Annotated in this window: 10 protein-coding genes; 4 read left to right on the top strand and 6 right to left on the bottom strand. The window is 52.7% G+C overall.

The features are described 5' to 3' along the window. Nucleotides 1-173: 173 nt before the first annotated feature. From JRF57_01390 to JRF57_01380, 3 genes are all read right to left on the bottom strand, one after another. Nucleotides 174-1,523 carry a phosphoglucosamine mutase gene (locus JRF57_01390; GenBank protein MBW2302345.1) on the bottom strand — a complete coding sequence of 450 codons (1,350 nt, stop codon included), beginning with the start codon at nucleotides 1,521-1,523 and terminating at the stop codon, nucleotides 174-176. 52 nt (nucleotides 1,524-1,575) lie between these two features. Beyond that, a complete protein-coding gene (locus JRF57_01385; GenBank protein MBW2302344.1) occupies nucleotides 1,576-2,808 on the bottom strand; it encodes a UDP-N-acetylglucosamine pyrophosphorylase in 1,233 nt (410 codons plus the stop codon). 155 nt (nucleotides 2,809-2,963) lie between these two features. After that, nucleotides 2,964-3,833: a B12-binding domain-containing radical SAM protein gene (locus JRF57_01380; protein MBW2302343.1), complete on the bottom strand. Its 870-nt coding sequence runs from the start codon at nucleotides 3,831-3,833 to the stop codon at nucleotides 2,964-2,966. Nucleotides 3,834-4,154: 321 nt separating this feature from the next. Here JRF57_01380 and JRF57_01375 point away from each other — a divergent pair, with 321 nt between their 5' ends. From JRF57_01375 to JRF57_01360, 4 genes are all read left to right on the top strand, one after another. Then, nucleotides 4,155-6,338, top strand: a complete 2,184-nt coding sequence (locus JRF57_01375) for an Ig-like domain-containing protein (protein MBW2302342.1) — start codon at nucleotides 4,155-4,157, stop codon at nucleotides 6,336-6,338. Between the two features lie 403 nt (nucleotides 6,339-6,741). Further along, entirely contained in the window at nucleotides 6,742-7,467 is a 726-nt protein-coding gene (locus JRF57_01370) for an MBL fold metallo-hydrolase (protein ID MBW2302341.1), read from the top strand. Between the two features lie 86 nt (nucleotides 7,468-7,553). Beyond that, nucleotides 7,554-8,318: an ABC transporter ATP-binding protein gene (locus JRF57_01365; GenBank protein MBW2302340.1), complete on the top strand. Its 765-nt coding sequence runs from the start codon at nucleotides 7,554-7,556 to the stop codon at nucleotides 8,316-8,318. Further along, a complete protein-coding gene (locus JRF57_01360) occupies nucleotides 8,297-9,523 on the top strand; it encodes a SufD family Fe-S cluster assembly protein (GenBank protein ID MBW2302339.1) in 1,227 nt (408 codons plus the stop codon). Before JRF57_01365 ends, JRF57_01360 begins: the two co-directional genes overlap by 22 nt. 71 nt (nucleotides 9,524-9,594) lie before the next feature. Here JRF57_01360 and JRF57_01355 read toward each other — a convergent pair whose 3' ends face one another. The 3 genes from JRF57_01355 to JRF57_01345 form a co-directional block, all read right to left on the bottom strand. After that, on the bottom strand, nucleotides 9,595-11,367 hold the full coding sequence (locus JRF57_01355) for a chemotaxis protein (protein MBW2302338.1): 1,773 nt from the start codon (nucleotides 11,365-11,367) through the stop codon (nucleotides 9,595-9,597). Between the two features lie 239 nt (nucleotides 11,368-11,606). After that, a complete protein-coding gene (locus JRF57_01350) occupies nucleotides 11,607-12,077 on the bottom strand; it encodes a cache domain-containing protein (GenBank protein ID MBW2302337.1) in 471 nt (156 codons plus the stop codon). A 257-nt stretch (nucleotides 12,078-12,334) separates the two neighbouring features. Then, nucleotides 12,335-12,775 carry a response regulator gene (locus JRF57_01345; protein ID MBW2302336.1) on the bottom strand — a complete coding sequence of 147 codons (441 nt, stop codon included), beginning with the start codon at nucleotides 12,773-12,775 and terminating at the stop codon, nucleotides 12,335-12,337. Nucleotides 12,776-12,933: the final 158 nt, after the last annotated feature.

The following is a 12,933-nucleotide window of genomic DNA, read 5'->3' as shown; positions in this document are numbered from 1 at the left end:
GGGGAAAAGGGGCATTTATGGATGGACACGAAATAACCAGGCCGTGATACTCGGGAACGAGGAAAATATCTTCATGCCCCTTCAATCTAATTCGGCGAGTACTTCAATTTGATACCAGCCTCCAAAAGGGGCCATCGGTCCAGGCTCGAACCTTCCGTATCGGAGGCCAGCCTTCAGGCCAAGGCCTTTTCCACGACCCGGGCAATGCTGCGGCAAAGGGATTCGACCTTATCCTCCGTGGGTCCCTCCACCATGACACGGCAGAGATCCTGGGTGCCGGAATACCTGACAAGGACCCTTCCCCGGTCCCCCAGTTCGGCCTCGGCGCCGCGTATGACCTCTACGATCTCCGGGATCGAATTCAAGTCGGGCTTGGATCGGACCTCCACATTTACCAGTTTCTGTGGAAAGACCTCCATCCACTTAGCAAGTTCAGAGAGGGGGCGTTTCTCCCGGACCATGACCTCGGCCAGGCGCAACCCTGCAAAGATCCCATCTCCGGTGGTATGGGCGTCAAGAAAGATCAGGTGGCCGGACTCCTCTCCTCCGATAACGGCTCCTAATTTCCTCATATCCTCGAGCACGTAACGGTCTCCGACCCCGGAGGCGTGGTGCTTGATGCCGTGTTTTCGGCAAGCCGTCCTGAGCCCCAGGTTGCTCATGACGGTGCTAACCAGGAGGTCGTTTTTCAATTCCCCCCGGTTTTTAAGGGATAGTGCGCAGATAAAGAGTATCTGATCTCCGGTCAGCCGGTTTCCTTTTTCATCCACGGCGATGAGCCTGTCTCCGTCACCATCGAATGCAAGGCCCATGTCTGCGCGTTTTTCTATGACCTGCTCCTGTAAACCTTCCGTGAATTGGGAGCCGCAGTGATCGTTGATGTTCACGCCGTCGGGTTGATCGTTGATTACATGGACGTCGGCTCCGAGTTCTGAGAACACGGCCGGCGCAACCCCGAAGGCCGCTCCGTTTGCGGTATCCAGGACCAGACGCATACCTTCCAGGGAGAACCTGCGGGGCAGGGCCTGTTTGAGGAATTCCACGTAGCGCCCGGCGGCGTCTTTGAGGCGGGATTGCTTTCCGAGATTTTCCGGGGAGGGCACCCTTTCCGGGAGGGTTCCACCCAGGATGAGGTTCTCGATCTTCTCCTCCATATCGTCAGGGAGCTTGAATCCTTGTCCGGAAAAGATCTTGAGGCCGTTGTCCTCGTAAGGATTGTGGGAGGCCGAAACCATTACGCCTGCATCAGCCCTGAGACTGGTGGCGAGGTAGGCGATGCCCGGAGTAGGCAGGACTCCCACCTGCAATGCATCCCCTCCCATGGAAAGGATGCCTGCCACCAGGGCACTCTCCAGCATGGGCCCGGAGATCCTGGTATCCCTTCCAACGATCACCTTGGGCCTTGGTCCTGGCCCACCAAGGATATGGGTTACCGCCTGGCCCAGTGAGAAGGCCAGCGTGCCGTCCATGGGGTACTGATTGGCCTTGCCCCGGATGCCGTCCGTGCCGAAAAGTCTACCCATTCGTCTGATCTCCTTCAGGATGGTGATTACTACGCGGGATCCGGCCTTCGGTTCAGGATTCCAAGATGGCCAGGGCGCCCTGGTAAAGTGAATTCACAGTCTCTTCCAGCCACCGGGTCCCTTCCTGGGTGATATGCCGGGGGAGGGCCTGGATGGCGTTGATATAATCGTCCTTCAAGGCTCCTTTCCTGTGTAGGGCTTCGAGGAAACGATCCCGGAATTCCTTTCCCGCCGTCCAGGTCCGATCCAGGGTAAAATACTCGAAGATCTCTTCAGCCTTTTTGGAGAAATTCTCTTTGAGGGAGGAAAGGGAGCCCTCTTCCTTCCTGTCTTTTTGATCGGCCCCGATTTTCTCGGCCATGATTCGAAGCCGCTTGATTCTTTCCGCTACCCCGAGGGCAAGGTTCCGACGTGCGCCCTCCCACAGGAAGGAGCCGTGTTCGGTGCGGAGGAGAAAAGGTTTCCTGACGTGAAGGTACCACTGGTCCAGGGCGAGAATATTCGCGATATAGAGAAAGTTGTTTTTAAGGATACGGCCAAGCCCCCCGTAACCGCCCGGCGAATAATCAAGCACAGCTCCCCGGTGGGGCCTTGGGATGATGAGTTTGCCTCCCTGGGTGAAATCCCGCCGGAGGATTCCCCCTGCGGCCACCACGTTGCCGTACCCCATGCGGAGCGGGCCTACCATCCCCCCCTGTCCTCCAAGGAAAATGGGTGGCTGGTTGATCATGACCCCGCGGGGGACATCCCCGATTAGAGACGGAGTGGTCTTGTCGCCCTCGGGAGTGAAATTGAAATGAATATACGAACTTCCCACCTCGCTGTGGTTTTTTCGGTGAGTGCCGCCCGCCATGAGGCAGTCGCAGAAATTGATCAGGCTTCCAAGGGTCACAAAAGGGAAAAGTATCGTTTGTTTGAGCCCCACACAGTGGGCACCGCCGGACTGCTCCTCAAGGATGCAGCCTTCCCGTACATGGGCCCCCAGGCCCATGTGGGCTCCATCCAGGAACACGGATTCCTTGAAATACCCGCCCTTGAGATGGACCTTCGGACCCACCTGACAGTTCTCGATGGTCACCGGGCCCTCCAGGCCGATTTGGGCCCCTTCACAGATAACGGTCTGCGGTCCATAGAGCCTGCAACCGGGGTAGATTGTGACCCCTGCGGGTGAAATGCGAGAGACTTCAACCTCGTCCCCGATATCCAAGGTTAGGGGATTGGGGATCTTGACCCCCTTCTTGAGCAACGCCACAACCTTGTCGTATCCCCTGGGTTTTAATTCCAAGATTATCCCTCCTGGGTCCTTTCCGGTAACAGCTCGAATCAACCCGGGTCACCTGATCCTTTTGTGCCAAGTATAGCGGGAATAGTCCATCCGCCTTTCCGAATCCACGGCGAAGTGGGTAACTGCAGGCTGATTTATTGCCGGAAAGGACTCTCTCACAATGCCCGCATCCATTCCGGTCTCAGGCCGATTTCCCCCCGAAGGGCGCGGTCGATCAGGTCCAGGGCCTCCTGTTTTCCCCCGGGTAGCCTGGCCTTTACAGGAAGGTAATTGGAGGCATGGTTGGAAAAGAAAAGCCCCCTCGTGAGATTGGTATGGGCGATCATCTCCCTGAGTTCTAAGAGGAGTTCGTGTTCATCGGGCAGCACGAACTCACCCCTGCGGAATTCATCATAAAGCTGGGTTCCGGGGTAAAGCATCACCGTCAAGGCCCCGACGTAGTCGGGATCCATGGCGCTCAAGAGCTCTCCGGTGGCCCGGGCGTGTTTCAGTGATCCTTCGCGCCCGCCTATCCCCAGCAAAACCGTAACGGAAAGCTTCATGCCGGCTTCTTTCACCTTCCGGCCCATCTCGATGCAAGTCTGTGCCGAGGATCCCTTGCGGATCCTCTTCCGGAGCTCGTCGTCCCCGGTCTCCACGCCGAGGTAGAGGATCCCCAGACCCCTGGCCTTGAGTTCCTTCAGTTCTTCAGGGGTCTTCATCTTGATGCCCTTCACATTGGCGTAAGCCCCGACGCGCCGCACCCAGGGGAGATGCTCGTTGATTCGGTCAAGGATCCACAGGAGCCTCTTTTGGGGGATGATGAGAGCGTCGCCGTCCATGAGAAAGACCCTGTCCTGGCGGCGCATGTACTTGGATGCAAAAAGGATATCCTTCAGGATCATTTCGTTGTCCTTGATCCTGAACCGCTTGTCCTTGTATGTTCCGCAAAAGATGCACTTGTTGTGGGAACATCCGACCGTGACCTGTAGCAGGATGCTGTAAGCCTCGCTGGGCGGCCGGATGCAGTTCCCTTCATAATGCATGCCTTCTTCTTCCTTAAGGCTCGGATTTGTCATGTTTTCCCTCTTCATCGGGGTTTGTTTTCCATTGACAGGCTCTTACCCAGATCATTATAAGTAACCTCAAGGGAATGTCAAATTTCCCCGGCAGCCGGGGAGGGTTATGGGCTGTTCCCGGGCGCTGGCCCTCCTTTACTTTTCTGTGAATTTGTACTAGATTACATATCTTTGGATCGGCGTAAATGCATGTTTTTGCCCTGGGTGCGGTGAAAGGGGTTTTCAGATTCTTGGCGCCTGTGAATGTGTTTTTTAAGGTGCACATGATGGAATAAAGGAGGAGTTTTTATGTGCTTAACCGTGCGGACCGCCATTTTTTCGCTGCTCGTGTTTTTTGTTTCAATGTCCCAATGCATTGCCGCTCCTAGGGTTATCCGTGTTGATCTGGGGGCCGCAGTTAATGTGGACACTTATGCCGTTGTTTTTGACAATGACAAGAGCGGAAACGGGATCTGGATAAATCCCGGTTCAACGTCGGGCACATCCGTTTCGGCGATCGATCCTCCTGCAAGTTCCGATCCTCCGAGCATAACCCCTGCGGCCGCGGATATGTTCGGCGACAGTTCGGGATACGGCCAAATGTTGTTCTCCGTAAGCGCCGTTTCCCCGCAAATCCTCACCGAATTGAGCAACCTTACTGTTAATTGCCCCACTAACGCCAATTCCACCGTCTTCTCGGGCACGACGGGTCCAGTAAACAAGGTAAACGTTGATGCTAACAGGGCCGTCCCCTCGGGAACCACGGTTACTTTCACGGTAGACATGAACGGAGAACCTCCCCATTTGGTGAGTGTCCTTGGCGGGAGCATCCCAACGGTTACATATAATTCGGGTACGAGCATCCTGACCGTTAGCACCACTACCACGGGAACGACCAATGAGGCAGGCGAGGCGTTTCAGTCTATTGCGGGCCTGATGATTTTTACCAACACCACCACCTTCGGGAATGATCCCTTGAGGATTATCGGGCAGACCAACCATTGGCCGGGAGATATCTTTTCTTTGCTTCCCGGTTTTGATTCCAATGCTGCTACTTCCAATATCGGGGGGACCTCCGGGACAACGACTGCAAAATGCGGTCTGACGGTATATGGGCCATCGGGGGAACAGAGAGACATCAATATATTCTTCCCGGACGCGAGCGTTTCAAGCATCTTCGGATCAGGCGCCACAATTGCGTCCCTGGCGGCATATGTGAACAGCACTGAGGATACGAGCGCAACAATTACCACCGGGCAGAACAATTTCGGGGTTACCGGAACCCTTGCCCAGTTTAACTTCACCTTTGCATCCCCAAAGGACGGGAGCGTCGGGATAGAGACGACCAATCCCACGGTAACGGCCACAAGCCCTTCCGATGGAGATACGAACGTGGCCTTGAACAGTACCGTAAACGTCACGTTTTCAGAAGACATGGATCAGTCCACAATTACAACGAGCACCTTTTCCCTTTCCGGTGGAGGCAGCCCCGTTGCGGGCAGTGTTTCCACAACAAGCACTACGGCCACTTTCACCCCATCGGCTAATTTGCAAGACAACACCACCTATACCGTAACTCTTACAACCGGTGTCAAGGACCTGGCAGGGAACGCCTTGTCCGGGACCTGCACCTGGAGTTTTTCAACGGGGGGGACGGTTGATACGACGGCGCCTACGGTTTCTTCTGTCAGCCCAAGCAACGGTGCCGTGACCGTGGGTGTGGATTCTTCCATTTCGGTCACCTTTTCAGAATCCATGAGAAGTTCTACTATTAATACCAATACATTTACCCTTACCTATTCAGGCGGTACGGTATCGGGCACTGTTACGTACAGCGGGAAAACCGCCACGTTCACCCCTTCCGGGAATCTTGCATTCGACACACAATACACCGCTACCATTACGACAGGCGTAAAGGATGAGGCCGGAAATCCCCTGGGATCCAATTATTCGTGGGTGTTTACGACCGACAAGGATTCGGACGGTGACGGTGTGGGTGACAATATCGATGTTGTCCCGAGTGATAACACCAAGGCAAGCCCTGAGTCAAGCACCGGCACAGGAAAGATTACGGTGGATGTGGGGATAAATACCAGGGGCACCCTATCCGGTGTACGGGCGGTTTCGGATACGGCCTCCGAGATCAATCAGGCGGGGAAACCTTCTGGTTACACGTTTACCCACGGGCTCGTGGATTTCAATATCAATGACCTGTTGAACGGGGAAAAGGTGAGAGTGAAATTGACGTATCCGTCTGAGATAAAGTGGGGGAGTAAATTGTACAAGGTGGGCTCAGACGGGTTTACCGAGGTGGATTGCAATATCGTGGGTAACTCCGTTTATTACACGGTAACGGATGGTGGCGATAATGACGCCGACAACACGGAGAATGGATCGATTGACGATCCCGTAGGTATTGCAGAGCCTGATGAAGATGTCCCCCAATCAACAGAAAGCATCGGTGGTTGCTTTTTAGATTCTCTTCTGAGGTGATACGTGGAAATAATTGAATAATCGGCTGGGAAATTTAAGGGATTCAAGAAGGTCGGCAGGGATTGCCGGCCTTCTCTTTTGGGCCGATTTTGGCGGAAATGAATAATAGCATTTGAGGCGGTATCCAACTGCTTGATGGAAAAACCCCCTCTTTTCTTAAGGGGGCCCTGTAAAATCCAGTGAAATCCCAACACAATGACAAATTATTGAATCGAACCGTGTCTCAACCAAGCTGTCCGTCGATAGTGCCTCCTCCCCCTGTCTTGGCCGCTGGACAGTTTCAGGTCCCTGGAAAAATTTTGAATACCCTTGAATATCCGACCCCATTGCCCTATGGTTGATTGACGGACCCCGGTGTATCCAATGGGGCTGGGGAAGGTAAATCTACTATAAGGAGCTGCATATGCCCACAGTGACAAAAGGAGTGTATTTCATTCCCGGCCAAGATGAATTGATCCCTGATTCCCATGTCTACCTTATTGGGAAGCCGGAGACAAAGGACCTTTCCCTTGTTGATGCGGGACTCATGGGAAAAGGGGATTACAAGGTCCGGAGCATCCGGGATGCCGGTATCGAACCGGAAGATGTCAAGAGAATCATCATGACCCATACCCATCTGGACCATATCGGCTGTTTCAAGGAGATCAAGCAGGAAATGCCCTGGCTGGAACTCTGGGTCCACGAGGTGGAGGCCGCACCCCTCGAGGGTGGAGACGAGAGAACGGTTTACGGTATGGATATGTTCAAAGCGATGGTTGTGGCCCAGTACAATTTGAAGCCGGGGGATTTTACCTTTAAGGTGGACAGGATGCTCAAGGAAGGAGACCAGCTTGATCTCGGAGGCATGACCTGGGAAGTCCTCCATGTCCCGGGGCATTCCGCAGGATCAATCGCCCTCTATGAACCCAAGGATAAAATCCTCATCCCCGGGGATACCGTTTATGCCGATTTCGCCATTGGTCGGTTTGACCTCCATGGTGCCGATGCCGCCGCCTTGAAGAACTCCCTGTTGCGGCTTGCAGATCTGGAGGTGGAAATACTTCTGCCCGGGCACAACCGGATCATGAAAGATGTGCCTGGAGGCTATATCGCTGAAACGGCCAGGCAGTGGGAGGCCTATCTGGTCTGAAGACGCGACGAGTGAGGGTGGCGGGGTCGGGCGGGATGATGAAATCCGTCTCTCGAATCCTCAATACCCGGAAGGAGGTTAAAGGGATGCTTCTCATTGAAGACTTGAAGGTGAAACTGGGGGACCGGATCCTGTTGAAAGACATTCATCTGGAGATTCAGCCGGGTGAGACCCATGTCCTCTTTGGTCCCAACGGTTCCGGAAAGACATCCCTCCTGATGACCATCATGGGGTACCCCCAGTATCAGGTGCTTTCCGGAAGGATTCTTTTCAAAGGAGAAGACATTACCTATATGCCCGTCCACGAACGGGCCCAGCTTGGGATCGGCATGTCCTATCAGCGCCCTCCGACCATAAACGGCTTGAAGACGCGCCAGATGGTCAAGATATGCGCCAGGGGCGAAGTGGATGAGGAGGCCCTTGCGGCCCGGGTTAATTTCACCGAATTTCTCGATCGGGACGTGAATGCCGGTTTTTCGGGTGGAGAGATCAAGCGTTCGGAACTGCTGCAGCTCATGGCCCAGGATCCGGACCTGATGCTTTTCGATGAACCTGAATCCGGCGTGGACATGGAAAACATCTCCCTTGTGGGCAAAACAATCGCGGAATTACTACAGAAAGATCTGTCCGTGAACCACACCAAGTCCAAGATGCAGAAGAGGATGGAACGGACCAAGATGGGTTTGATCATCACCCACACGGGATACATCCTGGATTATGTGACCGCGGATAAGGGCCAGGTGCTTTACGACGGGATGCTCAGTTGCGTCAGCAATCCCAGGGAGATCCTGAGTTGTGTGGCGCAATCGGGATACAAGGAGTGCGTGAGATGTATAACAGGGACGAACTAAAGGAGAAGGCCCTCAAGGCTGTGAATAAAAAGCCGGCCATCGGGTCCGACGTGGATCTCGAGGAATTTGATGCGGCCCCGGTACCCCATTCTTATCTGGCCGATGAAGACCTTTGCGCCCTCCCCGAGGAGGAGCAGAAACAACTCATCATGTCCGGACTGGACGTCACCAAGCGTGAGCGGAGCGGGACCTTTTTCCAGAAGGATACCACGGTGATTCACTGCCATGCCCCCCGGGACGGAATCGAGGTGATCCCTATCCGCAAGGCCCTGGAAACTTACGACTGGGTGGACAAGTATTACTGGAAACTTGCGGACGTGGAAACGGACAAGTTCACCGCGGCGGCCGAACTGGAACTCCACGACGGGTATCTCATCCGCGCCCTTCCTGGAAGCAGGTCCGTCTATCCCATACAGACATGCCTGTATCTGGACAAAGAGGGCCTCCAGCAGAATGTGCATAACATTATCGTGGCCGAAGAGGGTTCCGAGCTTCACGTGATCACGGGGTGCGCCACCTCTCCCCACATGAAGCGGGGCCTCCATGTAGGCGTATCGGAGTTCTATGTCAAGAAGAATGCCAGGATGACCTTCACCATGATACACAACTGGGCGGAGGACATGGTGGTAAGACCCCGGTCGGTTGCGAGGGTGGAGGAGGGCGGACTTTTCCTGAGCAACTACATCTCTATGAAACCCGTTAAGTCCGTTCAGATGTATCCCACCACTTACCTGGTAGGGAAAAATGCGGTGGCCAGGTTCTACAGCATCATAGTCGGGAACCCCGGTTGCGAGATCGATCTTGGGGGCCGAATTTACCTCAGGGAAGAAGGGGACCGGGCGGAGATCGTGGCACGAACCATCAGCAACGGTGGCAACATCATAAACCGGGGCCATCTAATCGGCGAGGTGCCCGGGATCAAGGCCCACTTGGAATGCAAAGGGCTGCTGCTGAACGGAGGCATGATCCACGCTATCCCTGAACTGGAAGGGCACGCCGACGGGGTGGAGATGTCGCACGAGGCGGCCGTGGGGAAGATCGCCCAAGAGGAGATCCATTATCTCATGAGCCGGGGCCTGAGCGAAGAAGAGGCTACGGCCACGATCGTTCGGGGCTTTTTGAACGTAGACATCCCAGGGCTCCCGCCCCAACTCCAGGCGGAGATTGATCGGGCCGTAAGGGAGAGCGACAAGGACGTGATGTAGCCCTTCATTCCCTGGTTTTCCCAAGCCCCAAGGAATATGGCCCACGGCTTGTGTGGGGATACAACAATCTTTTAGAAGTTTTGAAATCCATCATCATCCATAGGGATGATCTGTTTCGGAGATTTTTTTTCTTCCTTCAGGTGGGTAACCTTTCGTTTTTCAAGGCCGGCGGCATTTTTTAATGGGAGAAAGGATGCCTCCTGTGTTGCCAGCTTCCTCTCTTTTGAGGAATTACCACCTCCTCCCACAAGGGCAATGAGATCATCGACTATTGATTTCATCTGTTCGGCCTGAGCGTTCATCTCCTCAGAGGCTGAAGCAGATTCTTCCGCATTGCCTGCCGTTTGTTGAACTACCCTATCCATCTCGGCGACAGCCTTATTGACCTGTTCGATCCCTCGGGCCTGTTCCGTTGATGCTGCAGCTATCTCTGCAACAAGCTCTCCCACCTTGGATGCATTTCCGGCGACCTCCCCGAATGCGGAATTGGTATGGGTGACGATTTCAGAACCTTGTTTGATCTTCTTGACGGTCCCTTCAATCAACCCGGCCGTATTCCGGGCCGCCTCGGCCGCACGCATGGCCAGGTTCCGCACCTCGTCGGCCACCACGGCGAATCCGGCCCCCGCTTCTCCAGCCCTCGCTGCCTCAACCGCCGCATTCAGGGCTAGGAGATTGGTCTGGAAAGCGATCTCGTCGATGGTTTTGATGATCTTTTGTGTCTCTCCACTGGCTTTGGAAATCTCTTCCATTGAATCGGTGAGTTCTTCCATGGATCGGGTAGCGGTACCCACCACTCTATTGGTCTCCTTCATGAGGTCGTCGGCTTCTTTGGCGTTCTCGGCATTCTGCTTCGTCATTGAGGACATTTCTTCCAGTGAAGAGGAGGTTTCCTCGATGGAGGCTGCTTGCTCTGATGCACCTTCTGCAAGGGATTGGCTGGCGGTTGAAATCTGCTCGGAGGCGGAGGCTACTTGTTCAGCTCCTTCTGAAAGCATTCCGATTTGCAATTTCAGGGATCGGTTAATCGACTTGGTAATAAAATAGCCTGGTATGAGAAGAAAAAGAATGCCTCCAAATACCGACATCAAGGAGGCCTTATTGCTTAACTTGTTGGTCCGTGTAATTCTATCTTTTGCGGTTTCGGCAATCTTTGCCGCCAATTCCGCGATTTCGTCCCCAGTCCTTTTCAGTTCAGGCGTGATTCGCTGATTTTTGCCCCATTCTAGGAATAACAGATTTATATCTTTGCCGATTTTTTCCGCTCCTGTTTTTGCGAAACGCCATTTTTCAAGGAATTCATCTGATTTTATATTCTCAAGGAGTGTTTCGATATTTTCTTGGGCGAGCTTCATTTTTTTTGAAAGCTCGCCGTTGCGTTTCTTGAATTTTTCGACATCCCTGAACAAAAACAGATTCTGGATATTTAGGGCATCTTCATCAACCAACATGCGGAAGTCGTTTAGTTCCTTTCGGAGAGAACTTTTGTTTTCGTCAATGGTATCTCCTTCCATGACAAGTTCGGCTGCCTCTGTATCTATCGAATCTATTACGGATTCAAGGGTTTGATTTACCTTTTGGACGTTTTTCAATAGGGAGAGCTGGCCCCCGTCGATTTGATTGATATTAACGGTCAATTCTCTGAAGAAGCTATCATGGGACCTTGATGCTTTTTCAATGTTTTCAAGAAAGGCCTTTCCGTTTATGTCTTTTACCACCTTCCGGAGGGACTCGAGGTTCCTTCTCAGTACTTCCTGCTCTTTCTTGTGTTGTTTAAGCAAGGCGCTGTCATGGAAGGCGATGAATTCCTCTTCAATATTCATAAGTCTGAGCACTTTGTTCATCGCCTCTCTACTGTCCGAACCGATCTGATGGGCCTGCCTGATGGATTGGTTTAGGTACCAATTCGTACCCGCCAGGAATACGATTCCGAGAATCCCCAGAAAGGGAAGAAGAAACACTCTGGATCTAATGGTAAATTTGTTAAACCGACTGATATTAAACATTTTCAGCCTCCAGGAAGCGAATATGAAAAGGGCGGCGGGCCCGCGGGGTTACGTGCCGGACCGTCCGCCCTGTAGGCCTATTCATATATTCCCGCCAACAGGGCCACTGATAATCCGGGAACTCTGTATACATACGTTTTTTTCGGGGAAGGCTTCTTTTCTCCCGGTTTCGGCCACATATAGCTTACCCATCCCTCACCACTCGATTTGGCGATCTTCAGGAATTCCGCAAAAAACATTTTACCATTAACATCTTTGATGCCCACGAGCTTTTTGCCAATCAACTTTGGCTTAATGGGATGAGCAATGACGGTTCCCTTATCGATATCGATTGCAAAAATATAGGTGTCTTTCCAGACAAAAGGGCCGTGTCTCTCATTTATTTTTACAAGGGTTGCATCCAGTCCAAGCTGGTTAACCATTTGTGCCCCCTCTTTGCACTTTGCAACACACTCATCCGCCGTGGCCTTGGTTTCGGCCATGGCGCTTCCTGAAAAACCAGTTCCAATGACCAAAAAAAGGGAAAAAACAAACATTTTTATTCTCATGATTTCCTCCTTTTTTTCGTACTTGGGTTCTTTCCCCGCTACGCTGCCATTTCAAGTAGTTTCCATCCATAAATGGCTCCTTTTGTCCGCGTTTCGCTTGGACTCTTCACCCTTCGGTTGGGTCCCAAGGTTCCTTGATCTCGTGAAAAACAGCTCTTTTCTGGATTGGAAACTTGCAAGTGCCCAAAATACATTTGTGGATGGGCACTAAGTAACGACATCCTTGAAAAGAACCTTGTCAATTTCGAGCATGATATTCACCCCCTTTCATTCTCGCTATCATTGAATATGTTGCCATTGTTCACGGATGAGATGAAGGAGGGAGTTTTCGGCTCTTTTTTCAACCTGTTGTTCATATGGTCGACGATCCTCTTCAGGTCTTTCAGGCTCAAGGGTTTGATGAGGTAAAAAGAAATGCCCTCCTGCCTGACCTCCAGTTCAAGTTCCCTTGAATTGGACCCGGTCATGGTGACGATTCCAATATCATGATTCAGGGCCTTGAGGTGGGGGATCAGTTGATGTCCCTTGCCGTCCGGCAGAAAGATGTCGAGGATTGCAAGATCGAATCTTTTCTCTTCCGCACGGTTCAGGGCCTCCTTGCAGGTATTGATGGCCTCCACGTGATGGTTCCACTTTTCCATGTTGGATTTCAGGGCGGAAGCGGTCCAGGCATCATCTTCCACGATCAGGATATCCATATCCCTTTCACCTCTTGAAATTTAAAAGCGTTCCCGTTTCTCCATTCATAAAGGCAATAGGTATGCCAGGTCGATGGAAAAGCGGATAATGCACTGAATTTATAGGATAAATATTTAAGAAGGGATATCGGGCGACAGTTAAATCAAGTCCTTGATTT

Source organism: Deltaproteobacteria bacterium (genome assembly GCA_019310525.1).
In the GTDB taxonomy this organism is placed as follows: Bacteria; Desulfobacterota; DSM-4660; order Desulfatiglandales; family HGW-15; genus JAFDEE01.
This window is presented reverse-complemented; position numbering and strand designations above follow the sequence as displayed.

Coding starts and splice junctions, on each gene's coding strand:
- JRF57_01375 (MBW2302342.1), top strand. CDS start 4,155: ATGTGCTTAACCGTGCGGACCGCCATTTTTTCGCTGCTCGTGTTTTTT.
- JRF57_01345 (MBW2302336.1), bottom strand. CDS start 12,775: ATGGATATCCTGATCGTGGAAGATGATGCCTGGACCGCTTCCGCCCTG.
- JRF57_01355 (MBW2302338.1), bottom strand. CDS start 11,367: ATGAACAAAGTGCTCAGACTTATGAATATTGAAGAGGAATTCATCGCC.
- JRF57_01365 (MBW2302340.1), top strand. CDS start 7,554: ATGCTTCTCATTGAAGACTTGAAGGTGAAACTGGGGGACCGGATCCTG.
- JRF57_01380 (MBW2302343.1), bottom strand. CDS start 3,833: ATGCATTATGAAGGGAACTGCATCCGGCCGCCCAGCGAGGCTTACAGC.
- JRF57_01390 (MBW2302345.1), bottom strand. CDS start 1,523: ATGGGTAGACTTTTCGGCACGGACGGCATCCGGGGCAAGGCCAATCAG.
- JRF57_01360 (MBW2302339.1), top strand. CDS start 8,297: ATGTATAACAGGGACGAACTAAAGGAGAAGGCCCTCAAGGCTGTGAAT.
- JRF57_01370 (MBW2302341.1), top strand. CDS start 6,742: ATGCCCACAGTGACAAAAGGAGTGTATTTCATTCCCGGCCAAGATGAA.
- JRF57_01350 (MBW2302337.1), bottom strand. CDS start 12,077: ATGAGAATAAAAATGTTTGTTTTTTCCCTTTTTTTGGTCATTGGAACT.